Annotated in this window: 25 protein-coding genes; 8 read left to right on the top strand and 17 right to left on the bottom strand. The window is 42.4% G+C overall.

What is annotated here, in order from left to right; all coding sequences use genetic code 11:
- Nucleotides 1–17 precede the first annotated feature (17 nt).
- Nucleotides 18–908: a 1-aminocyclopropane-1-carboxylate deaminase/D-cysteine desulfhydrase gene (locus FTT77_RS06545; protein ID WP_180025847.1), complete on the top strand. Its 891-nt coding sequence runs from the start codon at nt 18–20 to the stop codon at nt 906–908.
- A gap of 33 nt (nt 909–941) precedes the next feature.
- Nucleotides 942–2,141, top strand: coding sequence for an NAD(P)/FAD-dependent oxidoreductase (locus tag FTT77_RS06550; protein WP_180025848.1), 1,200 nt, complete (start codon nt 942–944; stop codon nt 2,139–2,141).
- Between the two features lie 378 nt (nt 2,142–2,519).
- On the opposite strand, the gene FTT77_RS06555 is transcribed toward FTT77_RS06550, so the two are convergent.
- The 3 genes from FTT77_RS06555 to FTT77_RS06565 form a co-directional block, all read right to left on the bottom strand.
- The gene (locus tag FTT77_RS06555; protein WP_180025849.1) at nt 2,520–2,702 is read right to left on the bottom strand and encodes a hypothetical protein; all 183 of its coding nucleotides are present in this window, start codon (nt 2,700–2,702) and stop codon (nt 2,520–2,522) included.
- A 69-nt stretch (nt 2,703–2,771) separates the two neighbouring features.
- Complete coding sequence (locus FTT77_RS06560) at nt 2,772–4,550, bottom strand: mechanosensitive ion channel (RefSeq protein WP_180007507.1); 1,779 nt, start codon at nt 4,548–4,550, stop codon at nt 2,772–2,774.
- 273 nt (nt 4,551–4,823) lie between these two features.
- Entirely contained in the window at nt 4,824–5,102 is a 279-nt protein-coding gene (locus FTT77_RS06565) for a hypothetical protein (protein WP_078191085.1), read from the bottom strand.
- Between the two features lie 348 nt (nt 5,103–5,450).
- On the opposite strand from FTT77_RS06565, the gene FTT77_RS06570 reads away from it, so the two are divergent.
- The 5 genes from FTT77_RS06570 to FTT77_RS06590 all read left to right on the top strand — a co-directional run bounded on the left by FTT77_RS06570 (nt 5,451) and on the right by FTT77_RS06590 (nt 9,395).
- Nucleotides 5,451–5,873 carry a hypothetical protein gene (locus tag FTT77_RS06570; protein ID WP_078191199.1) on the top strand — a complete coding sequence of 141 codons (423 nt, stop codon included), beginning with the start codon at nt 5,451–5,453 and terminating at the stop codon, nt 5,871–5,873.
- A gap of 337 nt (nt 5,874–6,210) precedes the next feature.
- Nucleotides 6,211–7,158, top strand: a complete 948-nt coding sequence (locus tag FTT77_RS06575) for a transporter substrate-binding domain-containing protein (RefSeq protein WP_180004747.1) — start codon at nt 6,211–6,213, stop codon at nt 7,156–7,158.
- 70 nt (nt 7,159–7,228) lie between these two features.
- Entirely contained in the window at nt 7,229–7,972 is a 744-nt protein-coding gene (locus FTT77_RS06580) for an amino acid ABC transporter permease (protein ID WP_180007506.1), read from the top strand.
- Entirely contained in the window at nt 7,972–8,655 is a 684-nt protein-coding gene (locus FTT77_RS06585; RefSeq protein ID WP_168378570.1) for an ABC transporter permease subunit, read from the top strand. Before FTT77_RS06580 ends, FTT77_RS06585 begins: the two co-directional genes overlap by 1 nt.
- Entirely contained in the window at nt 8,652–9,395 is a 744-nt protein-coding gene (locus FTT77_RS06590) for an amino acid ABC transporter ATP-binding protein (RefSeq protein WP_078191089.1), read from the top strand. Before FTT77_RS06585 ends, FTT77_RS06590 begins: the two co-directional genes overlap by 4 nt.
- 428 nt (nt 9,396–9,823) lie before the next feature.
- Here FTT77_RS06590 and FTT77_RS06595 read toward each other — a convergent pair whose 3' ends face one another.
- Nucleotides 9,824–10,585 carry a ferredoxin--NADP reductase gene (locus FTT77_RS06595; protein ID WP_180109091.1) on the bottom strand — a complete coding sequence of 254 codons (762 nt, stop codon included), beginning with the start codon at nt 10,583–10,585 and terminating at the stop codon, nt 9,824–9,826.
- Between the two features lie 85 nt (nt 10,586–10,670).
- On the opposite strand from FTT77_RS06595, the gene gigC reads away from it, so the two are divergent.
- Nucleotides 10,671–11,549 (top strand): LysR family transcriptional regulator GigC, encoded by an 879-nt coding sequence (gene gigC, locus FTT77_RS06600; protein WP_111884894.1) that lies wholly within the window; start codon nt 10,671–10,673, stop codon nt 11,547–11,549.
- 23 nt (nt 11,550–11,572) lie between these two features.
- Here the strand turns inward: gigC and FTT77_RS06605 are convergent, their stop codons facing one another.
- The 13 genes from FTT77_RS06605 to nuoE form a co-directional block, all read right to left on the bottom strand.
- On the bottom strand, nt 11,573–12,328 hold the full coding sequence (locus FTT77_RS06605) for a cold shock domain-containing protein (protein WP_180109092.1): 756 nt from the start codon (nt 12,326–12,328) through the stop codon (nt 11,573–11,575).
- Between the two features lie 107 nt (nt 12,329–12,435).
- Entirely contained in the window at nt 12,436–12,729 is a 294-nt protein-coding gene (locus FTT77_RS06610) for a cold shock domain-containing protein (protein ID WP_168378567.1), read from the bottom strand.
- 85 nt (nt 12,730–12,814) lie between these two features.
- Entirely contained in the window at nt 12,815–13,450 is a 636-nt protein-coding gene (gene upp, locus FTT77_RS06615) for a uracil phosphoribosyltransferase (RefSeq protein ID WP_078191094.1), read from the bottom strand.
- Between the two features lie 126 nt (nt 13,451–13,576).
- On the bottom strand, nt 13,577–15,121 hold the full coding sequence (nuoN, locus tag FTT77_RS06620) for an NADH-quinone oxidoreductase subunit NuoN (RefSeq protein ID WP_078191095.1): 1,545 nt from the start codon (nt 15,119–15,121) through the stop codon (nt 13,577–13,579).
- 3 nt (nt 15,122–15,124) lie between these two features.
- Nucleotides 15,125–16,738, bottom strand: a complete 1,614-nt coding sequence (gene nuoM, locus FTT77_RS06625) for an NADH-quinone oxidoreductase subunit M (RefSeq protein WP_180039662.1) — start codon at nt 16,736–16,738, stop codon at nt 15,125–15,127.
- 1 nt (nt 16,739) lies between these two features.
- Nucleotides 16,740–18,629 carry an NADH-quinone oxidoreductase subunit L gene (nuoL, locus tag FTT77_RS06630; RefSeq protein WP_180109093.1) on the bottom strand — a complete coding sequence of 630 codons (1,890 nt, stop codon included), beginning with the start codon at nt 18,627–18,629 and terminating at the stop codon, nt 16,740–16,742.
- Complete coding sequence (nuoK, locus tag FTT77_RS06635) at nt 18,626–18,934, bottom strand: NADH-quinone oxidoreductase subunit NuoK (protein ID WP_067665227.1); 309 nt, start codon at nt 18,932–18,934, stop codon at nt 18,626–18,628. The genes nuoL and nuoK overlap by 4 nt, the downstream gene beginning before the upstream one ends.
- Complete coding sequence (gene nuoJ / locus FTT77_RS06640; RefSeq protein WP_171262661.1) at nt 18,934–19,452, bottom strand: NADH-quinone oxidoreductase subunit J; 519 nt, start codon at nt 19,450–19,452, stop codon at nt 18,934–18,936. The genes nuoK and nuoJ overlap by 1 nt, the downstream gene beginning before the upstream one ends.
- Complete coding sequence (gene nuoI, locus FTT77_RS06645; RefSeq protein ID WP_078191099.1) at nt 19,452–19,994, bottom strand: NADH-quinone oxidoreductase subunit NuoI; 543 nt, start codon at nt 19,992–19,994, stop codon at nt 19,452–19,454. Before nuoI ends, nuoJ begins: the two co-directional genes overlap by 1 nt.
- 18 nt (nt 19,995–20,012) lie before the next feature.
- Nucleotides 20,013–21,029: an NADH-quinone oxidoreductase subunit NuoH gene (gene nuoH / locus FTT77_RS06650; RefSeq protein WP_180109094.1), complete on the bottom strand. Its 1,017-nt coding sequence runs from the start codon at nt 21,027–21,029 to the stop codon at nt 20,013–20,015.
- 3 nt (nt 21,030–21,032) lie between these two features.
- Nucleotides 21,033–23,711: an NADH-quinone oxidoreductase subunit NuoG gene (gene nuoG / locus FTT77_RS06655; RefSeq protein ID WP_180109095.1), complete on the bottom strand. Its 2,679-nt coding sequence runs from the start codon at nt 23,709–23,711 to the stop codon at nt 21,033–21,035.
- 11 nt (nt 23,712–23,722) lie between these two features.
- A complete protein-coding gene (nuoF, locus tag FTT77_RS06660) occupies nt 23,723–25,054 on the bottom strand; it encodes an NADH-quinone oxidoreductase subunit NuoF (protein WP_180009321.1) in 1,332 nt (443 codons plus the stop codon).
- Nucleotides 25,051–25,560 carry an NADH-quinone oxidoreductase subunit NuoE gene (gene nuoE / locus FTT77_RS06665; RefSeq protein WP_078191103.1) on the bottom strand — a complete coding sequence of 170 codons (510 nt, stop codon included), beginning with the start codon at nt 25,558–25,560 and terminating at the stop codon, nt 25,051–25,053. Before nuoE ends, nuoF begins: the two co-directional genes overlap by 4 nt.
- Nucleotides 25,561–25,562: the final 2 nt, after the last annotated feature.

Consider the following 25,562-nt stretch of genomic DNA (forward strand, 5'->3'; position numbering starts at 1 on the left):
AGATAACGATTACCAACATGTTTGAATCTATCGCCCACGCCATTCCTGAGCAGACTATTCAATATCAAGGGGTTGATTTGTGTATTAAGCGTTTGGACTTGGTACACCCACAAATATCAGGCAATAAATTTTATAAACTCAAATATAATTTTATTGAGGCGCAGAAATTAGGGTTTAAACAGGTGCTTAGCTTTGGCGGTGCTTATTCAAATCACATTGCAGCCACAGCATATGCTGCACATTTATTTGGATTCGGTAGTCTAGGCATCATTCGTGGAGAAGAATTACAACATCAAGCCCGAAATCCTACTTTAGCCACCGCCGAACAGTTTGGTATGCAGCTCAGTTTTGTCACACGCCAACAGTATCGAGAACAGAAACAAGCAGACGCTTTAGCGCAATTACGACAGGAATTTCCCGAACATTATGTCATTCCTGAAGGTGGAACCAATGCATTGGCTATCCGTGGCTGTAGAGAAATCTTAAGCCATGAAAATCAAAAAAATTTTGATCTCATCTGCTGTGCAGTCGGTACAGGTGGAACCATAACGGGCTTGATTGAAGCCAGTGCTGAACATCAACATGTTCTTGGCTTTTCAGCGCTCAAAGGCAATTTTCTTTGCGACGATGTTGCTCAGCTGACGCAGAAAACCAATTGGAGCATCAGTGATGAATTTTGCTGTGGTGGCTATGCCAAAACAACGCCGGAACTTTTACAGTTTATGCATGACTTTGAGCAACGCTATGCGATTCCATTAGAACAGGTCTATACGGCTAAAATGCTGCGAGGTATTTTCTGCATGATTGAGCGGGGTCAAATTACAAGCCATCAACGTGTTTTAGTGATTCATACTGGTGGCCTACAAGGTCGCCTGAAAGGTTCAACCGAAGCGCTAAAAAGCGTATAATCCTGCGTCCTTTCTTCCACGCGGAAACTTACCATGTCGCAAAATCAATATGATGTCCTTGTTTTAGGTGCTGGCGCATCAGGCTTAATGACGGCATTTAAAGCGGCGCAGCGTGGACGCAAAGTTTTGGTGGTTGAAAAAGCTAATAAAGTTGGCAAAAAAATCCTAATGTCTGGCGGCGGTAAATGCAATTTCACCAATTTATATGTCGAACCAGAAAATTATATTTCACATAATCCGCACTTTGTTATTTCAGCATTAACTCGCTATACCAACTGGGACTTCATTGGTATGGTCTGCGAATATGGCATTGAGTACGAAGAGCGCAAACATGGGCAGTTATTTACCCAAAATGGTGCAAAAGAAATTCTCGCCATGCTATTGGCAGAATGTGACAAAACAGGCTTGGTGGATATTAAAACCAACTGTGAAGTAAAAGCAGTCAATGCCTTGCCAGAACAAGGCTTTCAAGTAGCAACCAATCTAGGCTATTTTGAAGCAGAATCGGTGGTTATTGCCAGTGGAGGTCTTTCTATTCCTACTTTAGGTGGTTCAGGAATTGGCTATGAGATTGCCAAACAATTTGGTCATTCTGTCTACCCCACTCGCGCTGGCTTAGTACCCTTCACTTTCTCCGATAGTTTTAAAGAAGTCACCACACGCTTGAGCGGCAATGCTGTTGAAGCCACGTTATCGAATGAGTTAAACAGTTTTACTGAGGCTCTACTCTTTACTCACCGTGGTTTAAGTGGCCCAAGCTCATTGCAGCTTTCAAACTACTGGGATGTCGGCCAACGCTTTAATATCAATTTCCTTCCAGCTTTAGATGTTTTAGATTTCCTCAAATCTAAGAAATCTAGTCAACCCAAAGTGTTACTGCGTACACTGTTCAATGAACACTTACCGAAAAGTGTAGTTATAGAATTACAAAATCTGATTTGGCCTGAACAAGCTGAATTAGCCATTGGCAATATTAGTGATGAAAAACTAGAACTTATTGCAAGCCGTTTAGAAAGCTTTGAAGTGAAGCCATCAGGCACTGAAGGTTACCGTACTGCTGAAGTTACACTCGGTGGTGTGGATACCACTGAAGTCTCATCAAAAACCATGGAAAGTAAAAAACAGAAAGGCTTGTACTTTATTGGCGAAGTGCTCGATGTAACGGGTCATTTAGGTGGATACAATTTCCAATGGGCATGGGCTTCTGCACATGCGGCTTCTGAATACGTCTGATCTCGACATAGAATGAATTAATCATAATCTGCAGATGATCTCTGCATAAAAAAGGCTGATTCATTCAGCCCTTTTTTTATGCCCGATCTGACTTATTCAAGATAGTCGGTTTTAAATAATGATACTGACGACGACGAAGTTCGTTGAATTGTCAGATCCATTTTTTCAACGGCAACTGAAATATGTTGTGGTTGCACGCTTGCGGTTTGTTTGAGTGTCGATACTAAAGTATTGAGCATTGAAATTACCCCCATTTTGCCATTCCTTTGCACGGATCATAAGTGTCATTCATGACAGCAATATGAATCCTAAGTTTTTATATTTTAAGTAATATTCCATATATCACTATTACTTAAAATACCAATTTTCGAGTAAATTTCAATCATTATTTTTGGACTGATTGGTATAATTTTTTTCACTGTTTGGCGGTGATTGTTCTGCCTGCTCCAAATTAGTGCGTTTTGATTTTGCAAAAATAAAGCGTCGTGCGCTTGCCAAAAAACCCACCGTGATTCCTGCAATAATCACTGGGGCTAAAAATTTATTCGGTGCTTTTGCCATACAATATTCCTTAATAGAGCATTAAAATCGACCACTTAAGCGTGGCCGATTTTCTAAAGACGGAACAGGTTAATTAGGGTCATCCGGTTTTGGCGGAGTTACAGGTGCCGAAGGTGCATCGACCTGTTTTTCAGCCTCGCCTGTCGATCCAAATGGATTATTTTGTGGTTGATCACTTGGGTTTACATCCAACTGATCTGGCGTGGCCGTTTCTTTTTCACTGACGCCGGGTGCAGCCTGTTGAATGTTTGGATAGCCATCGTCGATTTTCACTTCAGAAGTCATCACAGATGTTGATGGCGTTGGACTCGCTACAGACGATGTAGGCGTATTAAAGGTGGTTTTTGCCTTCGCCTGTTCCTGTACTGGATTCGGTTCGTTGGCTTCACGTTTCGCTTTATCGATAAGATCTGATAACAATCGTTCCGCCGGATTGCGACCACCTAAACCAAAGGCCAAAGCGAAAGCAACTGCAACCGCACCGAGAGTTAAACCAAAGGCCAAATTCACGATCGAGTCGGCAATACCCATGGCACGCAAACCCATGGCAACAACCAAGCCCATAATCAGCACACGAACCAAATTACCTAACCAACGTGAACTGTTATATTCCCCTCGTTGCACCACATTTGCCACAATATTGGCAAGCCAGAAACCCACCACCAAGATTACAGCACCAAGTAAAATACTTGCACCGAACTGGATAAACATAGCAATAAGGGCACTGATTTGCTCAAAGCCTAAACGGTTAGCAGCTTCAGATACCGCAAACAACATGGTGAAAAATACGATCAGGCAACCGACCACATCCGACACTTTGGTATTGCCCAAAAAGCGTTGAATGTCTAATTTTTCTGGTACAGCATCGACACCAGTACCCGAGATCACATCTACCACTAGACGTGCCACAAAACGTGATACCACATAAGCCAAGATTAAGATTAAACCTGCGGCAATGATGTTCGGTATCGCATACATGATCTCATGCAACATGGCTGTTGCAGGCTGAGAAATCGCCTCGATACCAAGTGCTTCGAAAGCCACAATTAAAGCAGTGATAATAACTATAGCAAAGACAAAATTACCCAAAACTTGAGCAAGTTTTGCGTTTTTAAACATGCCCACTTTTTCGACTTGCTGCTGCAAACTCAAACTGTTCACCAAGCCTTCCACGATACCTCGCACAATCTTCGCCAAGATGTACCCCACAAAGACGATGACACCGGCAATAAAGATATTGGGAAGATAAGAAACAACTTCAGTGACCATATTTTGGATTGGGAACAATAGACCGTTCAAACCCAAGATCGATAAAACAATCGGTAGGAAAAGTAACAAAATCAGCCAATATACAATTTCACTGATATTTTGACTGATTGGGCTGACACCAACCTCAGAACTAAGTTTTTCATCGAGTTGGGTTTTATCAAGCAGTTTCTTTGAACCGACTTTGACCAAACTCGCCACGATCCAACCAATAAAACCTACAGCTACCGCAGCCAAGAGCTGTGGAATAAATAACAAGAACTGCTGAATCATGTTACTGAATGGGCCACTGACACTAGTCAAATTCAGTACATTGAGTGCACCAATGACGGCAATGATCAAAATTATCCAGAACACAACTCTGGAGACTATATTTTCAACATTGGAACGGTGCCCAGTTGCATTTGAAAGTTTTTGATTTGTACCTAATTTTTGCAGAACTTTTTTGACGCCAGCAGCAACCAATAAAGCAATGACCCAACCTATCAGGAGAATTGCTACTGCACTTAAAATGGGGTGAAACTGTTCCCAATAATACATGGCATCAAAACGGCCACGCGGACCACCCAGATAATCATTCATACGTTCGCCCTCATTGTTATACATGATCTGTTGTTATGTGCATTTTTACGTATGCCGCGTATCACACAGCATTAATGCTTTGAACTTAAGCTTTCTTTTCCACCTTAGTTTTTGCGTATTTTTTAATCAACCAAAGTATGCATAACTCCAACAAAAGCTCACAATTGAATGTAAAAAAGCCTTGGCATAACCAAGGCTTTATTTGTGTCATTCTGATGAGATGCTTAAGGTTCAGATCTTGCAATCATGTAAATCTGACTCATGTATTTATCATCAATGATCTGTCGCAGTTGCAGTATTTGAATCATTGGCAACAGCTTCATCCCCCGCTGTACCGCTAGTCGTATCATTGGCAGTTGCAGTTTGTGCATTGGGTGCAGGATGATCAGGTGGTGCATCCGAAGCAGACGGTTTCATATCTGCAAACATATAAAACAATAACGCGATTAAGAAGATACCCACTAAAATTAGCATATACACTGGGATACGTTTTTTTTGTGTTGTTTCTTCTGCGCTGGTGGTATGGGGCGGTTTATTAAAATCGTGTGTCATATTCCCCTCGCTATTTTGTTGTTCGTCGTTCACTTTTTATACTAACAATACAATATCCTTTGTTGTGTGAAGAACAATTACAATCCGTGAAAACATGTAACTTGAAAGATCAGTTCAATTTACATCCGTCTTGCTGTTTAAATAGATGACTGATTTTTAGATTTAAAATCAATCGCTAAGGTAAAAATATCGGAGCATGAAATGAATGTACCATTTCAATCGTATTCATTTTCAGAGTATCAAGTGTTGCAAAAATAAATGCTTTTTTGAGCTAGATGGAATTCTCTGCTTTTGATGAATGAAATGAGCTATAATCATGCACCTTATTTTTCACCTGTTATCAAATCTATGGCGTACCATCAACAAGGTGTAACGCTTGATCTTGACACTGACGTCACTCATCAATGTTCCCTTCATTACACTCGTGATCAGCATCTTATTGGCATTATTGAATTTAGTAAGCCAAGTTATGTGTTGAAATGGGGTGATTTGGAATATTTCCGCCGACGTACTGAAGAGTTTTCAGTGATGCCATTCCCTGAATGCATCAATGCGATGGTGATTGATATTCGAAATATTGCGGCTTTTTTAGATAATGAAGTGCCTATTATTCCTTGGCGCTTGCTCGAAGAAGAATGCCCGATTCGCTTAGTTGTTCCCCAAGATCGACTGGAGCATTATGCTGGCTTTTTTGAACCGACTTGGTTGACTTCCGACGTAGACACAGCGATTCAAGAAATTCGTGAATTTATGGATATGTTTGTGCATTAACACGGAGATTAAACTAAAGTTTAATCCCGAAAACCTCCATTTGGAGGTTTTTTTATGCCCTTTTATTTTCATTATCTATTTCACAATAAAATTAAATTATTTTATATTTAATGACTTATAGCAAACTTTCTTATAAAAAATGTTCATAACTTATCCCATTTCTTAGTAACAATTCGGCAATAAATTTTGCTTGAGCCTTGTTCGATTTATCACCTAAGATGTAGAAAATGATCTCTTTTTTATTGTTGAAACATTCTTAAAAACAGAGCAATAAAACTAAATACGTAACAAGATCATAAAAAGTGGATATTAAATCAGGGTAAAAGGAGTTTTAACGATGACGTCAAAAAAACATTTAGCAACTTTGTTCTGTGCAAGTGCGCTCACTTTAGGGCTTAGCGCATGTAGTGACAATAAAGCACCTACAACGGATAAAGCTGCAGGAAGTGAAGCTGCTGTTTCTGACTCAGGGACTTTAGATAAGATCAAAAAATCGGGCACGATTGTTTTAGGCTATCGCGATTCATCGATTCCATTTTCATATATCGCAGATAATCCAAACCAACCTGTGGGTTATGCGCATGATCTTCAATTAAAAGTAGTTGAAGCAGTAAAAAAACAATTAAATCTTCCCGATTTAAAAATCCGTTATAACTTAGTGACCAGCCAAAACCGAATTCCATTAGTTTCTAATGGCACCGTCGACTTAGAGTGTGGTTCAACCACCAACAATAAAGAACGCCAACAACAAGTTGATTTCTCAACAGGTTTCTTTGAAGTGGGTTCACGCTTACTTACTGCAAAAGACTCTGGGATTAAAGACTTCGCTGACCTTAAAGGTAAAAAATTAGTCACCACGGCAGGAACTACATCTGAGCGTTATATTCGTCAACATGAAAAAGAGTTAGGTATTGGTGAAGTCATTTCTGCCAAAGACCACGCTGAGTCTTTCCTCATGCTACAAAATGGTCGTGCAGCGGCATTTATGATGGATGATATTTTGCTGGCGGGTGAAAAATCGAAAGCCAAAGATCCAAATAAATGGGAAATCGTGGGTACAGCACCGATTCAAGAAATTTATGGTTGTATGCTACGTAAAGGCGATACTGGCTTTAAACAAGTGGTTGATGATGCAATCAAAGCGACCTATAGCTCTGGTGAAATCAATGACATGTATAAAAAATGGTTCCAAACGCCAATTCCACCAAAAAATATCAATTTGAATTTCCCGATGTCTGATCAATTAAAAGCATTGATTAGCAATCCACATGACCGTGACGAATAACTTTCCCTAAACATTCTAAAGATGCTTAAGCCAAACGGATTTTGGCTTAAGCTCATTATAGGGAGTTCCTATGAATTATAGCTGGAATTGGGGTGTGCTGTTCCAATCTACAGGTGTAGGTGATTCGACCTACCTGAATTGGATTTTAATTGGGATCGGCTGGCTGTTTGTCATCGCTTTGGTGGCATGGAGCATTGCGATGGTGCTTGGCAGCATCTTGGGTATTATGCGTACCCTACCGAGTCCTGTAGCACGAGGTATTGGTACGGCCTACGTGACTATTTTCCGAAATGTACCCTTATTGATTCAACTGTTTATATGGTTCTATGTTGTACCCAACTTCCTCCCCGATGCGATTAAAAGCTGGTGGATGAATGACCTTGGGGCAAATACGACCGCCTTAATTTCTGCAAGTGTCGGCTTGGGTCTTTTTACAGCTGCACGAGTCTGTGAGCAAGTCAGGACAGGTATTGAAGCGCTTCCTTTGGGGCAAACCAATGCAGGTTATGCCATGGGATTTAGTACGGCTCAACTATACCGCTATGTGATCTTACCGCAGTCATTCCGCACGATTTTGCCACCTCTCAGCTCTGAGTTGACCAACTGTGTCAAAAACACCTCAGTCGCGTCTTTGGTCGGTGTTGCAGAAATCATTTCGCAGATGAAAACCATCAGTGAATACACGCAAAACACCATCGAAATTTATACCTACGTCACCATTATTTTCATCGTGATCAACATCTGTTTAATTGGTTTCATGAATTTTCTGGAAAAACGCCTACGCGTTCCTGGCTTAATTGCAGGAGATAAATAATGGAATGGCTCAGTTCTTTTATTCAAGACCTCCAAGCGTCTGGCCCTGCACTATGGCATGGTTTCAGCATCACGCTAAAAGTGGTGATCACGGCAACCATTGGTGGTGTCTTTATTGGGACTTTATTGGCGTTGATGCGCCTGTCCTCGATTAAAGTATTTAATATTTTTGCTAAAGGCTATGTGAACCTTTTTCGTTCTATTCCCTTGCTCTTGGTGCTGATGTGGTTCTACTTTGCCGTACCCTTTATCTACACAGGGATTACAGGTAACTATCTGACGATTGATACTGCCCTCGTGTCGAGTATTGTGGCCTTCATGCTATTTGAAGCGGCTTACTTTTCAGAGATTGTCCGTGCCGGGATTCAGTCAATTCCTAAAGGTCAAACTTCTGCAGCTTATGCTCTCGGTATGAGCTATAGCCAAGCGATGCGCTTAATTATTTTGCCGCAATCTTTTCGCAAAATGACGCCACTGCTTTTACAGCAAACCATCATTCTGTTCCAAGATTCAACCATGGTATATGCCATCGGACTGTTAGACTTTTTCCGCACCAACTATGTTCGAGGCGACCTCATGTCATTGTTAACTCAATACATTCTGTTTGCCGGTCTAGTGTATTTCACTATTAGTATGATCGCTACCTATGCAGTTAAAAAATTACAACGGAGGTTAAGTGTATGACCGATCAAAAAACGATGATTGACCTCCAAAATGTCAGTAAATGGTATAAAGATTTTCAAGTGCTTACCGATTGCACGACTCAAATTAAACAAGGTGAAGTGGTTGTCGTGTGTGGACCTTCAGGTTCAGGCAAATCAACGCTCATTAAAACCGTCAATGGACTTGAGCCTTTTCAAGCCGGTACGATTTTAGTCGACGGTATTTCCATTAATGACCCAAAAACCGATTTAAATAAATTGCGTAGTCGTGTCGGTATGGTGTTCCAGCACTTTGAACTGTTTCCACATTTATCCATTACCGAAAACCTGACCATTGCGCAGGTTAAAGTCTTGGGTCGATCAGAAGCCGAAGCCAAGAAAAAAGGCTTGGCTTATTTAGATCGTGTGGGTTTGAGTGCGCATGCCGCTAAATTTCCTGCACAGTTATCAGGTGGACAGCAACAACGTGTTGCCATTGCACGTGCGCTCAGTATGGACCCGATTGCCATGCTGTTTGATGAACCAACTTCGGCACTTGATCCAGAGATGATTAACGAAGTGCTTGATGTAATGGTGGGTCTTGCCAAAGAAGGTATGACCATGATGTGTGTAACCCATGAGATGGGCTTTGCTCGTCAGGTTGCAGACCGAGTGATCTTTATGGATCAAGGAAAAATTGTAGAAGACTGCAGCAAAGATGATTTCTTTAATGCTCCTCGTGGTGAACGAGCGCAGCAGTTCTTAAATAAAATTCTGCATTAACATCAAAACGTTTATTTAACTGATGTTACGAAGTAACATCAGAAGCGTAATTTGATTCAAATAAAAGTACGATACGCGGTAACGTCATCCGCAAGTGTTTGAGATAGAACTTCTTCTAATCAAAAATGTTTTTGCGATACTTTAGATAATTAGACGCTTGTGAACGAGTTTTGTCGGTGAGGTGATTGCACCGCAAGATGGTTTCCTTGCGAAGCACGCTTCTCATTTTGCCTAATGAGAAGCGTGCTTCGTAAGAGTACCTCCAGCCGAAGGCTAATCACTTTATTCATTCCCTTGATGTAAGACTCCGTCGAATTGGCTTAAAAATCATTTTAAAAATGCAAAATTACTTTTGCATGCGTAACATCAGTTATTTAATTTCCGAAAATAAAAAGCTCATCCATCGATGAGCTTTTTTTCATGGCAGATTACCAATAATTTTCTACAGCAATATTGCCTTCACCACGACGGTTCATAGTCAAACCACGCGCCTTTAATGCCGCCTTGGTGTCATCAACCATTTGTGGATTACCACACAACATGACATGCGTCGTTTCCACATTAAACGCTAAGCCTGCCGCCTGTTCTAACTCGCCATTTTCAATTAAAACTGGTAAACGGTCATGCAGCGGTGCATTTGGATCACGTGTCACAATAGGTATAAATTTGAAGCCCGTATGCCCTTCGCCAAAGGTCTCGGAGATTTCTTGAATACGCTCGACATAAGCCAGTTCTGATGCTGTACGCACACTGTAGACTAGATTAATTTTTTCGTATTTAGACCACGTTTCAAAGTCTTGTAACATTGATAAAAACGGTGCAAGACCCGTTCCTGTCCCCAACAGCCATAAGTCCTTCGGCAATGGCAACTGATAACGCGCCAAGGTAAGGAAGCCATATGGTATTTTTTCTAAATACAGCTCATCGCCCACTTGTAGATGCTGCAAATTTGAAGTAAACGCACCATCTGGAACGACGATAGAGAAAAATTCTAAAGTTTCATCAAAGGGTGACGACACCACAGAATAGGCACGAACCACCAATACATCGCCCACTTTCAAGCCAATTCGTGCGAACTGACCAGCGGTGAATTTAAAATGTGCAGGGCGTGTCATGGTAAAACTGAACAAAGTATTGGTCCAACGGTGTACAGATAAAACCTTTTCTAAGCTAAATTTTTCAATTGACATGATTTGAACGTGGCGTGACAGACTGTGCTCATGTTAGCATGACAGCATAATTTATTAATATTTTTTAAATGTTAAGGCCTGATTCATGCGCATGACTTTACGCCAGTTGGCTGTTTTTGTAGCAGTCGCTCAAGAAGGTACCGTTACCAAAGCCAGTGATGCTGTCAAACTTACTCAAAGTGCAGCAAGTATGGCATTGGCAGACCTCGAAGATGGTCTCGGTGCTCCACTGTTTGACCGACTTGGTAAACGCTTGCAATTGAATGACTTGGGTCGTTTTTTATTGCCACAAGCTTTGGAAATTTTAGGGCGCTGTGAAGCTTTTGAACAAGCAGCGAAAGGCGAACTACAAAGTATTGATCTGCGTTTAGGTGCGACCCTAACTATCAGTGACTACTTGATGCCAGACCTCATGGCAGATTTCTTACAAATTCAGCCTCAAGCACATTTACAACTTCAAGTCGGCAATACCCGCCAAATGATTGAAGCGGTAAACCAATTTCAGTTGGATTTGGCCTTAATTGAAGGTTCATGCCATCTGCCACAGTTGCAATGTATTCACTGGCGTGACGATGAACTTGCCGTGTGCTGTTCACCAGAGCACCCTTTAGCGAAGTTGGATCGTGCACTCACTGCAGCTGACTTTGATAACGTGGAATGGATCTTACGTGAAGAAGGTTCAGGCACACGTGAAGTATTTGACAACGCAATTTTAAAAGACCTGCCAGATGCCAATATACGTTTAACCTTGGGTCATAACGAAGCCATTCTAAAAATCGTGGCAGGTGGTCTTGGTATGTCATGTATTTCTAAACTTGCGATTGAGCCTTTACGTGAAAAAGGTCAATTGGTGGTTTTAGATACGCCGTTCTGGCAACTTGCCCGTCCATTATTTATGTTGGTACATCGTCAGAAATACCAAGGACCGGGTCTCAAAGCCTTTATGCAATTTTGTGAAAAATAAAAAAAGCGCCTTAAGGCGCTTTTTTATCTATTTTTAAATTGGCGTTCACATGGTTCGCCATCATTATTGCCGTCCATTTTCGTATTTGGACAATTATTATTAAAGAACACTGCTTCTTCGTATGAACGCATCTGACTACAATGCGTACGCCCATCACAACTAAACTGAGCTTTTTCTACTGCCCTTGGCGAATCACTTGAAGCAGGTGCCTGCGCAGTGTCTTGAACAACAGACTGAGCTTGCGTTGAAGCTGTGCCGTATAGATTTTTTTCACCTTGCTCAGTCAGCACCCGATCGGGCAAATCACCCTGAGCTTTACGTTGTTCTTTTACAATGTTTTCATTTTCTTGCATGAGCTGTTGTAAATGTAGCTGCTTCTGTTCTTGGTACTGCTGATATTTCCCATAAACAGCCACAGCTAATACTAGAATTACAATGAGTCCAATCATGCTGAAGATTTTACTGCCCCAAACTGTGCCTTTGGCTGTATCGTGAGGAATAGCTTGGTAATTCACTCGATCCGACCTTGATTCAAATGACGGATTTATCTGTTCATGAGTGGACTGCTCTTTTTTCAAATCTAAACGGATGATATTTACAGCTTTAAATTTACCTTGATCTTCTTCAATCCTGTATTTGAGATTTTCTCCAACACGTGGTTCGATGTGTCGGCTAGGAAAATCACGAATATGAAAAAATAAATCCTTTGCTTGATCTTGTTGTATAAATCCAAAGCCGCGCTCAACGTTATAGCTTTTGATTTTCCCCTCTTTAAACATAAAAATTGTCTCTCATCTTTTCTTTTAATACTCTTATGATAATAAAAAAAGAGGCCCTATAGACCTCTTTTCGATTTCAATGATTTCCATGAAATCTTACAATCACATTATTTACGCAAATTTGAAAGCAAAGCTGAAGTAATCGACTGGTTATTTGCCACGACTTTAGATTTTTTAGCTTTTGCAGATTTGTCTTCTTCACGCTCAATGTTAATGGCCTTATAACGATCTCCATTTTCCACCACATTAAATTTCACGCGATCATTACGTTTTGGTTCGACACCATCTGCGGGAAAGTCAGAGATATGGAAAAATACATCACCTTCTTCACATGAAAGAAAGCCAAAGCCCTTTTCAGGATTGTACTGCTTCACTTTACCTTTATATTGTTCGGACTTCATAAAGTACCCTATTCCATTTATGCCAATGTCTTTAGTATATAAAAAAGAGGCTATAAAAGCCCCTTTTCTGTTCATGATGCAAAAATTAGTCTTTTTGAACTGAACCGAAAATTTTATCGCCTGCATCGCCAAGACCAGGAACGATATAACCGTTTTCATTTAAACCTTGGTCTACAGATGCTGTGTAAATCGTTACGTCCGGATGAGCTTCATTTACACGTTTAATGCCTTCTGGAGCTGCAACAAGCACCATGACACGAATATCTTTACAACCACTGGCTTTTAGAACGTCAATAGCAGCAACGAGCGATGAACCCGTTGCAAGCATTGGGTCAATAATCATCGCTAAACGGTTTTGTACGTCTGGTACTAATTTTTTGTAGTAAGTACGCGCTTCTAAAGTTTCTTCATCACGCTCTAAACCCAATACAGATACTTTCGCACTTGGAATCAGGTTTAAGAAACCATCCAACATACCAATACCTGCACGTAAAATCGGTACGACTGTTATTTTTTTACCGGCAATACGATCTACAGTTACTTTACCATTCCAACCATCAATTTCATGATCGACCATTGGTAAATCTTTCGTTGCTTCATAAGTCAGAAGCATTGTCACTTCTTGAGCAAGCTCACGGAAGTTTTTAGTACTAATATCTGCACGACGAAGTAAGCCGAGTTTATGTCGAATAAGCGGATGACGGATTTCATGGATAGCCACGGGAGAACACCTAAAAGGTTAAGATAAAATTTCGACCATTATAAAGCTATTTAACAAATGATAAAAATAAAAAAGCCCCCTTTACAGGAGGCTTTTTTGTAATAAGCAAATTAATTACTTAATTCATTAGTTAAAACCACTTTGAATTAAGCTAAAAATGAACTGTTGTAATTCAGGTGAGATTGCAAAGTATGCCACTTGAGAAACTGCAATGATTGGATCTGGATATACACCGATCAACAACACAAGAGCAGCTGCACCAAGCACCATAATACCACCCACTTTTTGACCCCAATGATCGACAGCATCGATACGTGGGTTTTCCGGTGGAGTCATGTACATCACAATCATCACACGTAGGTAGTAGTACAAACCGATACCTGAACCAAGGATCACCATCGCAGCTAAGAACCATGAACCACCAGCAACCGCTGTTTTGATCACAAGGAACTTACCAATAAAGCCAGCTGTTAATGGGATACCTGCAAGAGATAACATCATGACAGTCAGTGTTGCAGTCAACACTGGACGACGCCAGAACAAACCACGGTACTCCGCAAGGCTACCTGCTTCGTCTTTGTTGTTGTAAGGGCTAGACATCAGTGTCACAACACCGAACGCACCAATCGTTGTTAATACATAAGTAATCACATAGACGTTGACGCTGCTGAATGTTGCAAAGCCTTGTACTTGAACAAAGTCAGTATTACGTGCACTGACAATCGCAACAAGTAAGTAACCAAAGTGAGCGATTGAAGAGTATGCAAGGATACGTTTCAAGTTCACTTGACGTACTGCTAGTAAGTTACCCGCAAGGATAGACAATACTGCAATGATGGTCACGATCGTGATGAAGCTGTCAGAAAGGATTAAGCCAGAAGCCAAGAAGTAACGAACGAATAGACCGATCATTGCCACTTTAGCCACAGTCGCTAAGAATGTCGCGATTGGCGCTGGCGCACCTGCATACACGTCTGGTGTCCATTTGTGGAATGGCGCAAGAGACAATTTAAATGCAACAGCAAAAACAATCAGTGCAAGACCAAGGACTACACCCGGTTGGCTGAATGTTGTGAACATTTTGCCTGGTTCAGCAACGAATGCCATTGTACCTGTGTACGCATATACATAAGCCATACCCATCAACAACATCGCAGAAGCAGTTGCTGAAAGCACCAAGTATTTCACACCCGCTTCAAGCGACTGTGAACGTTGGTGTGTATAAGCCAATAGGCCGTATACAGGAATCGACATTAGTTCAAGGCTGATAAAGAAAGACGCATAGTGCGAACTTGCAACCATTAACAATGCACCCGTTACAGAGCACAGCATCAAGATATAAAGTTCTTCACGGTTATCTTTATAGGTTTCGATATACGCATGTGACAATGTGCAGCAAGCAAGTGCTGCAATCAAAATCACGAATTGGTACAACATCGTAAATGGATCTACGATGAACAAATTCATTACGTTTGCAGGTGCATACTGCCCTGCAACGAAAACAAAAATAATATAAAAGGCTGCAAGGTTCAGACCGATAACGGAAGTCGTTGCAACTAAATTGTGGTTACGCTTGATTGCAATTAGCAACATCACGACGATCGCAGTTAAAGCCACGATCATCACAGGAGCTAATGGCATAAGCTCAGAAAATGACATTGTGAAGTCCATGGCTTATTGCATCTCCACATTTTCAGGTTGTACAGCAATCTGCTGCACAACATCAACGACTTCTTGAACTGGGATATAGCTATTTGCAATCCACGCCATGCTTGAATTTGAAATATCAAGGAAAGTTTGTGGGAATAGACCAAGCCATACTAGACCAAGAGCACAGATTAAAAGAATCACAACTTCACGCGCATTTAAGTCTTTCAACGGATTTGCGTAATGCTGTTTTTGTTCTTCGTTTGGTGTACCAAACAACGCTTTGTGGATCAGAATTAAACCGTAAAGACCGGCAAATACTAAGCTTACTGCAGCAAGGATTGTGTACACAGGGAACTTGTCATAAGAACCCATCAAGATCAGGAATTCACCGATGAAGTTACCTAGACCTGGAATACCTACAAGTGCCGCAACAAAGAACATTAAGAAGAATGAAAGGTATTGGAACTGACCACGGATACCGCCCATTAAACGCATGTCACGTGTATGCAGACGTTCGTAAACCTGACCACACATAATGAACAATGCAGCAGAAGATAGACCGTGAGCAAGCATCATAATCATCAAGCCTTGGAATGTCAGGATGTTACCTGCATACAAAGCAAGAAGTACGAAGCCCATGTGCGAAATAGATGTGTACGCAAGCAGACGTTTCATGTCTGTTTGTTGGAATGCACACCATGCACCGTAGAAAATACCGATTAGACCAAGAATGATCGCGATGTCAGCAAACTGAGCAGATGCTACTGGGAAGAATGGTATTACGAAACGTAAAAGACCATATGCCGCAGTTTTAATCAAGATACCTGCAAGGTCGACAGAACCCGCTGTAGGTGCTTGCGCATGTGCATCTGGTAACCAGCCGTGTAATGGGAAAACTGGTAGTTTTACCGCAAAACCAATAAACATACAGATCATGAATGCATACGCAAGTGCTGGAGCTTTTGCCTCAACAGTGTGTGCAACACTCATCAAGAAGTCATAGTTAAAGCTGATTTGACCGTGAAGTTGGAAGCCAACAACCACTAGACCCAAGATACCGATCAACATGATCAGACCCGCAACCTGAGTATAGATAAAGAATTTAGTTGCAGCGTAAACGCGTGACTTACCTTCTGCTCCTTTATGACCCCAAAGTGCGATCAAGAAGTAGATTGGTACCAGCATCATCTCCCAGAAGAAGAAGAAGAGGAACATGTCAATCGCTAAGAATACACCGATCACACCACCTAAAGACCAAAGTAGGTTTAAGTGGAAGAAACCAACGTTCTTTTGAATCTCACCCCATGAACAGCCGACCGCAAGTACACCCAGTAATGCAGTTAAACCCACCATAAGCAGTGAAAGACCATCCACAGCAAGGTGAATGTTAATCCCTAAAGTGGTAATCCACGGTAGGTTAAATTGAGCAGCCCACTGTGGAGCTTGTGTACCCAACTCGTAGTTATAACTACCGCTTTGCCATAAAACGACGGTTAACACCAACGTTAATAGCATACCAATTAAGGCAATATAGCGTGGTAAGTGCTTGTCGAGTTTATCGACAAGCCAGCATACAAAACCTGCAATGAACGGAATAAGGATCAGAGCGGGTAGAATTAAATTGTTTGGAGTTTCCATTTTATTTCCCCACGACCTGAATCACGACCAGGATCAATAGTAATGCAAACGTACCGAATGCCATACTAGATGCGTATTCACGCAATGAACCTGTTTGACGTGAACTTGTAAAGCTATTACCGCCTTTAACAAGTGCAGGCAATACAAGCCATAAGCCGTCAATTGGATCACGACCAAAGATTTTAGCCAGTAGTAAATAAGGCTTAACGAAAACAATGTTGTACAAAGCATCGAAACCAAGTGCATTACGACAGATATTTGCAAGACCCGCGCCCAGTGAAGTTTTCGCGAACGATTTCACTGCACCATAAGCAAAGGCAAATAACACCACACCCACTGCAAGACCTGCAAGTGCAATACCAACAGCTGTATATTCAGCGCTATGCATACCGTGTTCTAGTGCTTCTGGAATATTAAACGCTGGGATTTGTGCAGCATTTAAAATATTCGTTACTGGTGCTTTTAATACATAAGCTAAACCAGTTGAAAGCACTGCAAGAATCGCCAATGGACCCCAGTAAGTAACACCTTTGATTTCATGGTAAGGCGTGTTTTCTTTACCAAAGAATACAACCCAAATAAGACGGAATGTATAAATTGAAGTTAAGAACGCACCTGCTACACCAGTCCAGTACAAGCAGTCATAAACTGCTATTGCTTGACCTTTCACCCATACCGCACCAAGAATCGCATCTTTCGAGAAGAAGCCGATCGTGATGAATGGAATCGCTGCCAATGCACCACCACCAATCGCGAAACAAGCAAACAAGAATTTGTTTTTGTGGAATAGACCACCCATCTTGAAGATGTTTTGTTCGTGATGGTAAGCCAAAATCACTGCACCAGAAGACAAGAATAATAATGCCTTGAAGAATGCGTGAGTCAGCATGTGGAATAGACCAGCTTGGTAAGCTTCAGCACCTACAGCCATAAACATATAACCCAACTGACTCATAGTTGAGTAAGCAAGAATACGTTTGATGTCTGTTTGTACCAATGCAGCAAAGCCTGCAACTAACAATGTCACCGCACCTGTGATTGAGATGAACATCATCACTTCTGGCGCTTGTTCAAACACGCTGAACATACGGCTACATAGGTAAACACCTGCTGTTACCATTGTTGCTGCGTGGATCAATGCAGATACTGGTGTAGGACCAGCCATCGCATCTGCTAACCATGTTTGTAATGGGATCTGAGCAGATTTACCTGCAGCACCCAAGAACAACATCAATGCAGTCCAAATCGCAATTGAAGAACTCTGAACCAAAACTGTTGGCGCAGCAGCTACAACTTCTGCAATGTTTAAAGTGCCGAATTGTTGGTAGATCAAGAACAATGCGATCAGTAAGAATACGTCACCCACACGTGTCACAGTGAATGCTTTAATTGCAGCAAAACCGTTTGCAGGTGTTTGGTAGTAGTAACCAATCAATAGGTATGAACATAGACCTACACCTTCCCAACCGAGGAATAACAACGCTAAGTTGTCACCCAACACTAAAAGCAGCATGCTTGCTACGAATAGGTTGAAGTATGAGAAGAAACGTGCAAAGTCTTCTTCGCCACGCATGTACCATGTTGCAAAGATGTGAATTAAGAAACCCACACCTGTGATCATGCCCATCATCAATAATGATAAGCCATCTAAATGAAGCGTGAAGCCCGGTGCTAAGTTACCTGCACTGAACCAAGTCCAAAGATGCTGAGTTGTTGCAACTGAACCATTATTAACAAAGTCGATACCAGCAATTAATGCAAATAAAGATGAAAGACCAACTGAACCTGCACCAATAATTGCAGCAACTGATTCAGGAAGATTTTTACGACCTGCCGCCAACAGGATAAAACCAATTAGCGGGAAAAGTACTGTTAAATATAAATAACTCATCCGCGCATCTCACTAGCAGCATCCACATCCAGATGATGGAAGCGATGATAGAACTGAAGGACGATCGCAAGACCGATACAAGCCTCTGCTGCAGCAAGCGTTAAGATCAAGATAAACATCACTTGACCATCTGGCTGTGCCCATGCGCTTCCTGCCAAAACGAACGCTAAAGCAGCAGCGTTCATCATGATTTCAAGGCTCATTAAAATAAATAGTAGGTTGCGTCGAACCATCACACCGTAAAAACCCAGTGCAAAAAGAATGGTTGCAACGATCAAACCATGTTCTAAAGGGATGTTGCCCATTATTCTTTGTCCTCTTCTGCACCTGGCTCACGTTTGCCAAGATGGAATGCAGCGACAAGTGCGCCAAGCAATAACATCGCAGCAACTTCAACCAGCAATAAGTACTGAGTAAAGAGTGAAGTACCCACTTCTTTCGGACCGACAACTTGAGCACCCATGACAGTGCCAGCAGTTGTGTAGTCTGACTTCAACATCCAAACAAGGATTAGACCCATCAGGAAGCTCATCAACGCAGGATATGCCCACGCTGAAGAAGTCAGCCATTTGCTTTCTTGTTCAACAGTATTTTGACCAAGATTCAGCATCATCACGACGAATACGAATAGCACCATGATTGCGCCAGCGTAAACGATAATTTCGAGGGCACCGGCAAACGGCGCACCCACGATCATGAAGATACCTGCAACTGCAAGTAAAGAGATAATCAAGCTTAATAAAGCATGTACTGGGTTCGTGTTAGTTACAACACGAACGGTAGAGACGATGGCCACAAGCGCCATCAAATAAAATGGCCACATCATGGTAATAGACTCCGTACATCAACTGGTGTGCTTTCGCGTTGAGCCTGACCTTTATCTTTACCAGCAACAGCCATACCTGTTACGCGGTAGAAGTTATAGTCTGGGTATTTACCAGGACCTGAGATAAGAAGGTTTTCTTTCTCATAAACTAAGTCCTGACGAACATACTCACCTAACTCAAAGTCAGGTGTCATTTGAATCGCAGTTGTAGGACATGCTTCTTCACACATACCGCAGAAAATACAACGTGAGAAGTTAATACGGAAAAATTCCGGATACCAACGACCATCTTCTTTTTCAGCTTTTTGTAGTGAAATACAGCCGACTGGACATGCAACCGCACAAAGGTTACATGCTACACAGCGCTCTTCGCCATCAGGGTCACGCGTTAACACGATACGACCACGGAAACGTGGTGGTACGATGTCTTCCGCTTTAACCTCTGGATATAAAATGGTGTCACGTTTACGTGTCGCGTGTGAGAATACCATCCACAACGAACGTACAATTGACCCAAATCCAGCTAGAAATTTAAACATTTTATTCTCCCTGCTGTCTTAGGCCTGATTCATCAGAATCACAGCACCAGTTACCAGAAGGTTAACCAACGCCAATGGCAAGCAAATTTTCCAACCAAAGTTCATGACTTGGTCATAACGTGGACGCATTAAAGAACCACGAGCCAAGACAAACATCATTACAAAGAATGCTGTTTTAATAATGAACCAGAACGCAGCTGGAATGAATGGAATATCTAGGTTGAAAGGCGCTAACCAACCACCGAAGAATAAAGTCACGATTAATGCCGAGATCAATACTACGTTGACGTATTCCGCAACGAAGAACATCCCCCATTTCATACCGCCGTATTCAACATGGTAACCTTCCGCCAATTCTTGTTCTGCTTCTGGTTGGTCAAATGGATGACGGTGAGTTACCGCGACACCCGCAACCACGAAGATCAAGAAACCTAAGAACTGAGGAATAACAAACCAAACATCACGTTGAGCTTCAACAATTTCACGCATGTTGAATGAGCCTGCAATCGCAACCACACCCATCAGTGAAATACCCAAGAACACTTCATAAGAAATGGTTTGAGCAGCAGAACGTAAACCACCAAGTAATGCGTATTTGTTATTTGATGACCAACCACCGAACAATACTGCGTATACCGCAATACCAGCCATTGCCATAAAGAACAATAGACCGATGCTCATGTCTGAAACACCTAGATAAGGTGAAACAGGAATAACCATGAACGATAGCACCGCAGTTGCCATCGCAACTGCTGGAGCCATACGGAAAGTCAATTTGTCAGCAAATTTTGGTGTCCAGTCTTCTTTGAACATGATTTTCAGCATGTCGGCAACAATCTGGAACATACCGCCCGGACCTACACGGTTCGGACCGTAACGGTCTTGCCACAAGCCGAGTAAACGACGTTCAATAAAAGACATCAACGCAGCGATCAATACCACAATCAGTAAGATCACAATTGCTTGAAGAACTGAATAGGCGATTGGCCAGTTTTCAGCCCACAGCGGCGTTTGACGGATTAATTCTTGTTCCATGAATTACACTCCTACCGCGACTGAAACAGGTTCTGCAAGCGATACTGTAGGTGCTAGACCCACTGGATAACCGATATAACCTGTAGGTAAGTATTCAATCACTTGAACTGGAAGGACGATTTCAGCATCCCCTGCTTTCACAGCGATACGTTGACCATCTTGAACATTTAAGCGTGCTGCATCTTGTTCACCCACAGCAAACATTGCTTCAGGAATACGTGATTCCATCGCAGGTGTTTTCACTGTAAATTCACCAGAAGCGAAGATGTGATGCATCGGTACAAGACGGAAGCTTTCACCATTAACCGCAACAGGTGCAGGTGCAACGAAAGTACGTGCTGGACGTTTCGCTAAACGATCGAATAAACGAACGCCTGCATCACCACCTTTTAAGTGACCACCCACGTTGTCTTGGAATTTGTTCCAAGCTTGTGGAGAGTTCCAACCTGCAGACCAAGCAAATGGTACAAGTGAAGCTGGAGTTTGGTTACCTACATAACCTTCCATAGAGAACGTCAACGCAGAGTCTTTATCGACTGGTTGTTTTGGTTCGTGAATAGAAAGTGGTGCGCGCATCGCAGTACGACCTGAGTAACGACGTGGTTCACGTGCCACTTTCAGACCATGTACACGGAAGCCAGCATCTGGTGCGACGTCTTGAATCGCTTCAAGTGCAGGAACGTTTTTCGCTACTGACTCGATAACATCATCAAGAAGTGTCCAAGAAATCGCTTTGCCTTTCACGCCAGTTTCAATGGCATGTAACCAGCGCCAAGATTCTTTGATCGCAAGTTCAGGTTTGTAGTAGCTTGGGTCATACACTTGGTAGAAACGTTGTGCACGGCCTTCTTGAGAGACAACAGTACCGTCACCTTCAGCAAATGAAGCAGCAGAAAGTACGATGTTGGCTTTTTTCACAGTTTCAGTTTCAGAATGATCAAGTACGATCACTTCTTTACCAGAAAGTGCAGCATTCACCTGCGCGACTGGTAAGCGACGATAAAGGTCATTTTCCACCACGATCACGGTATCGTAATCTTGTGCAAATGCTTGTTCTAGACTTTGACCACCAAAGATCGCTAAGCCCATTGAGTTCACTTCAGGAACAGTCAATGTTAAGCCCGCATTACCAAGGTTCTGTGCAACTTGTGCAGCAGCTTCCATGATTGATGCGTCTTGTAAGCTTGTACCAGAGATGATTAATGGTTTTTTCGCAGCTTTTAAAGTGTCAGCAATGGTTTGTGCAAATGCTTTCGCATCGTCATCCAAACCTAAGATCACTTCACCTTTCACAGCAGCAGCGACCGCAAAACCTAAACGTGCAATGTCGTTAGGTGATGCAACAACTTCACCCGTTGCAACATCAGCTAAACGTGTTTGAGTTGCAGCAAGGATGTAAATCGGAGATTTGGCATCTTGAGCAATACGTTGTACAGGCTCAGCCAACCACTCTTGCGTACGGCGCTCTGCAGCCATTTCTTTGGCTTTATTTTTCGCAGCTTGGCGAACAGATAGAGCCATACGTGGCGCAGTTTGAGTCAGATCTTCACCCAAAATCAACACAGCATCGTAGCTTTCGATTTCACGCATACCTGGGTTATAAACACCTTCGGTTTGCATAATAGAAGCTGCAAGCTCAACAAGTTTTTGCTCTTTTTGAGACATACCTGTTGAGAAGTTGTCTTGACCTACAAGTTCGCGAAGCGCGAAGTTTGACTCAAGTGACGCACGTGGTGAACCGATACCCAATACTTTTTTGCCTTGGATATTTTCAATTACGGTATCCAATGCTTGGTCTACAGAAACTGTAGTCACATTTGCACCAGAGCGGAATTGTGGTTGACGTGGACGATCTTCACGGTTCACATAACCTGTACCAAAACGACCTTTATCGCAAAGGAAGTATTGGTTCACGTCACCGTTAAAGCGGTTTTCTACACGACGTAGTTCGCCATAACGTTCACCCGGAGAGATGTTACAACCTGAAGAACAGCCTTGGCATACGCTTGGCGCATACTGCATGTCCCATTTACGGTTATAGCGTTCAGAGTGAGTTTTATCTGTGAATACACCTGTTGGGCAAACTTCAGTCAAGTTACCAGAGAATTCAGATTCTAAAGTACCTGATTCTGGACGACCAAAGTAAACACGCGAAGCGTTTGCATACACACCAAAGTCCGTACCACCTGCATAATCTTTGTAGTAACGCACACAACGGTAGCACGCGATACAACGGTTCATTTCATGAGAAATGAAAGAGCCTAGCTCTTGGTTGTAATGCGTACGTTTTGTGAAGCGGTAACGACGACGGTCATGCTGAGTCATTACAGTCATATCTTGTAAATGACAGTGACCACCCTCTTCACAGACTGGACAGTCGTGTGGGTGGTTGGTCATCAAGAATTCAACAACAGAAGCACGGAAATTCTTTGCTTCGTTATCTTCAATCGAGATGTAGGTATTGTCAGATGCAGGCGTCATACATGACATAACTAAACGACCGCGAGTATCTTCAGGATTCGCGTATTGAGTCACAGCACATTGACGGCAAGAACCGACAGAACCTAAGGATGGATGCCAACAAAAGTATGGGATGTCGATGCCAAGGCTAAGACATGCTTGTAGCAAGTTCTCTGAGCCGTTGACTTCATACGATTTTCCATCGACATGAATTGTAGCCATAGTCGAATTCCTTAAGCTTGTTCAACGTTGCTAGTTTGAGCTGCCGCATTTACGACTTTAGCTTCAAATTCGCCACGGAAATGTTTGAGTGCGCCCATTAACGGTTCCATCGCACCTGGAGCATGCGCACAGAAAGTTTTACCAATCCAAAGCTTACGAGTAAGTTCTTGTAAGTGATCGATATCTTCTTTCTTACCTGTGCCATCTTCCAAGGCTTTAAGCGCTTTAACCGCCCAAGGTAAGCCATCACGGCATGGTGTACACCAACCGCAAGATTCACGCGCAAAGAATTCTTCTAAGTTACGTGTCGCAGAAACCATACACTGAGTTTCATCAACCACCATGAGCAAACACGTACCTAAACGTGAACCTGCTTTCATGATGCTTTCAGCATCCATAGGAAGGTCAATGTGTTCAGCAGCAAGGAAGTCTGTAGAAGCACCACCCGGTAACCATGCTTTGAGTTTTAAACCATCACGCATACCACCAGCATGATCGTCAATCACTTCACGCGCAGTTGTACCAAATGGAAGTTCCCAAAGACCTGGGAAAGTCACCTTACCTGATGCACCGTAGATTTTAGTACCTGGATCTTTCGACTTACCTTCTGATAAACCGATATACCATTCAGGGCCACGAAGCATAATTGCGGGTAAGTTGTTGTAAGTCTCTACGTTGTTAACAATCGTAGGACGACCCCAAGCACCTGCAACTTGTGGGAATGGCGGTTTAGTACGAGGGTTCGCACGGCGACCTTCAAGCGAGTTAATCAATGCAGTTTCTTCACCACAGATATAACGACCCGCACCGGTATGCACGTGTAACTCAAAGTTCCAACCTGTACCTAGGATGTTTTCACCCAAGTAGCCTTTGGCACGAATTTGGTCCAATGCTTCATTTAAGTATTGAGCCGCTTCAATGTATTCACCACGGATGAAGATATAACCTTGTGTTGCTTCTAATGTATAAGCAGCAATCAACATACCTTCAATCAACTGATGAGGAAGTTTTTCCATCAACAGACGGTCTTTAAAGGTACCTGGTTCCATTTCATCGGCATTACAGATGAGGTAACGAGGACCTGAGTTATCATTTGGTGCCATAAGCGACCATTTGATCCCTGCTGGGAAGCCCGCACCACCACGACCTTTTACAGTCGCAGCTTTGATCACTTCAAGCACTTCTTTCGGTTGCATGCCAACAGCTTTCTTAAAGCCGGCATAACCTTCAAGTGCTTCGTAATCATCTGCACTGCGAACGTGTTCCTGTTTGCTCAAACGCCAAGTTAATGGGTGAGTTTCTGGGTTACCGTCGCCATAAATTGGTTTTGGTTCAGTATTCATACATACTTCTCCAATAACTGTTTAATTGAAGTCACTTCAACTAAACCGTGAGTGTCTTCGTCAATCATTAACGTCGGACCTTTGTCACAGTTACCTAGGCAGCAAATTGGCAATAAAGTAAAGCGACCATCTGCAGTCGTTTGACCAAATGAAATGCCTAATTCACGCTGGAATGCTTCAGCAAGTGTTTCCGCACCCATCAAGAAACAAGCAATCGAGTCACATAATAAAATTACGTGGCGACCAACTGGTTGACGGTAAATACGGTTATAGAAAGTAGCAACACCTTCTAAGTCTGCAAGGCTCATGCTAAGCAATTGAGCAATAGCATTCATCTGTGCATCATCTACCCAGCCATTACGGCGTTGTACACACTTCAGCGCATCAAGACATGCTGCGCGTGGGTACGGATAGTGACCAATGTGATGTTCGATATCGTGGATTTCTTCCGCAGTTAAAATCCCTTCAACGTTCACACGTGGTTTTTTGTCAGTCAAAATCATCATAA

The organism is Acinetobacter sp. YH01010 (assembly GCF_013420775.1).
In the GTDB taxonomy this organism is placed as follows: Bacteria; Pseudomonadota; Gammaproteobacteria; order Pseudomonadales; family Moraxellaceae; genus Acinetobacter; species Acinetobacter amyesii.

Bases quoted from the DNA above. Each gene is read 5' to 3' on its own strand.
- FTT77_RS06560 (WP_180007507.1), bottom strand. From the start codon at position 4,550: ATGAATGATTATCTGGGTGGTCCGCGTGGCCGTTTTGATGCCATGTAT.
- nuoJ (WP_171262661.1), bottom strand. From the start codon at position 19,452: ATGTGGCCATTTTATTTGATGGCGCTTGTGGCCATCGTCTCTACCGTT.
- FTT77_RS06575 (WP_180004747.1), top strand. From the start codon at position 6,211: ATGACGTCAAAAAAACATTTAGCAACTTTGTTCTGTGCAAGTGCGCTC.
- nuoK (WP_067665227.1), bottom strand. From the start codon at position 18,934: ATGGGCAACATCCCTTTAGAACATGGTTTGATCGTTGCAACCATTCTT.
- FTT77_RS06610 (WP_168378567.1), bottom strand. From the start codon at position 12,729: ATGAAGTCCGAACAATATAAAGGTAAAGTGAAGCAGTACAATCCTGAA.
- FTT77_RS06545 (WP_180025847.1), top strand. From the start codon at position 18: ATGTTTGAATCTATCGCCCACGCCATTCCTGAGCAGACTATTCAATAT.
- FTT77_RS06585 (WP_168378570.1), top strand. From the start codon at position 7,972: ATGGAATGGCTCAGTTCTTTTATTCAAGACCTCCAAGCGTCTGGCCCT.
- FTT77_RS06595 (WP_180109091.1), bottom strand. From the start codon at position 10,585: ATGTCAATTGAAAAATTTAGCTTAGAAAAGGTTTTATCTGTACACCGT.
- nuoG (WP_180109095.1), bottom strand. From the start codon at position 23,711: ATGGCTACAATTCATGTCGATGGAAAATCGTATGAAGTCAACGGCTCA.
- FTT77_RS06555 (WP_180025849.1), bottom strand. From the start codon at position 2,702: ATGGCAAAAGCACCGAATAAATTTTTAGCCCCAGTGATTATTGCAGGA.
- nuoE (WP_078191103.1), bottom strand. From the start codon at position 25,560: ATGATGATTTTGACTGACAAAAAACCACGTGTGAACGTTGAAGGGATT.
- FTT77_RS06580 (WP_180007506.1), top strand. From the start codon at position 7,229: ATGAATTATAGCTGGAATTGGGGTGTGCTGTTCCAATCTACAGGTGTA.
- nuoH (WP_180109094.1), bottom strand. From the start codon at position 21,029: ATGGAACAAGAATTAATCCGTCAAACGCCGCTGTGGGCTGAAAACTGG.
- FTT77_RS06605 (WP_180109092.1), bottom strand. From the start codon at position 12,328: ATGTTTAAAGAGGGGAAAATCAAAAGCTATAACGTTGAGCGCGGCTTT.
- nuoL (WP_180109093.1), bottom strand. From the start codon at position 18,629: ATGAGTTATTTATATTTAACAGTACTTTTCCCGCTAATTGGTTTTATC.
- FTT77_RS06590 (WP_078191089.1), top strand. From the start codon at position 8,652: ATGACCGATCAAAAAACGATGATTGACCTCCAAAATGTCAGTAAATGG.
- nuoF (WP_180009321.1), bottom strand. From the start codon at position 25,054: ATGAATACTGAACCAAAACCAATTTATGGCGACGGTAACCCAGAAACT.
- FTT77_RS06570 (WP_078191199.1), top strand. From the start codon at position 5,451: ATGGCGTACCATCAACAAGGTGTAACGCTTGATCTTGACACTGACGTC.
- nuoI (WP_078191099.1), bottom strand. From the start codon at position 19,994: ATGTTTAAATTTCTAGCTGGATTTGGGTCAATTGTACGTTCGTTGTGG.
- nuoM (WP_180039662.1), bottom strand. From the start codon at position 16,738: ATGGAAACTCCAAACAATTTAATTCTACCCGCTCTGATCCTTATTCCG.
- gigC (WP_111884894.1), top strand. From the start codon at position 10,671: ATGCGCATGACTTTACGCCAGTTGGCTGTTTTTGTAGCAGTCGCTCAA.
- FTT77_RS06565 (WP_078191085.1), bottom strand. From the start codon at position 5,102: ATGACACACGATTTTAATAAACCGCCCCATACCACCAGCGCAGAAGAA.
- nuoN (WP_078191095.1), bottom strand. From the start codon at position 15,121: ATGGACTTCACAATGTCATTTTCTGAGCTTATGCCATTAGCTCCTGTG.
- FTT77_RS06550 (WP_180025848.1), top strand. From the start codon at position 942: ATGTCGCAAAATCAATATGATGTCCTTGTTTTAGGTGCTGGCGCATCA.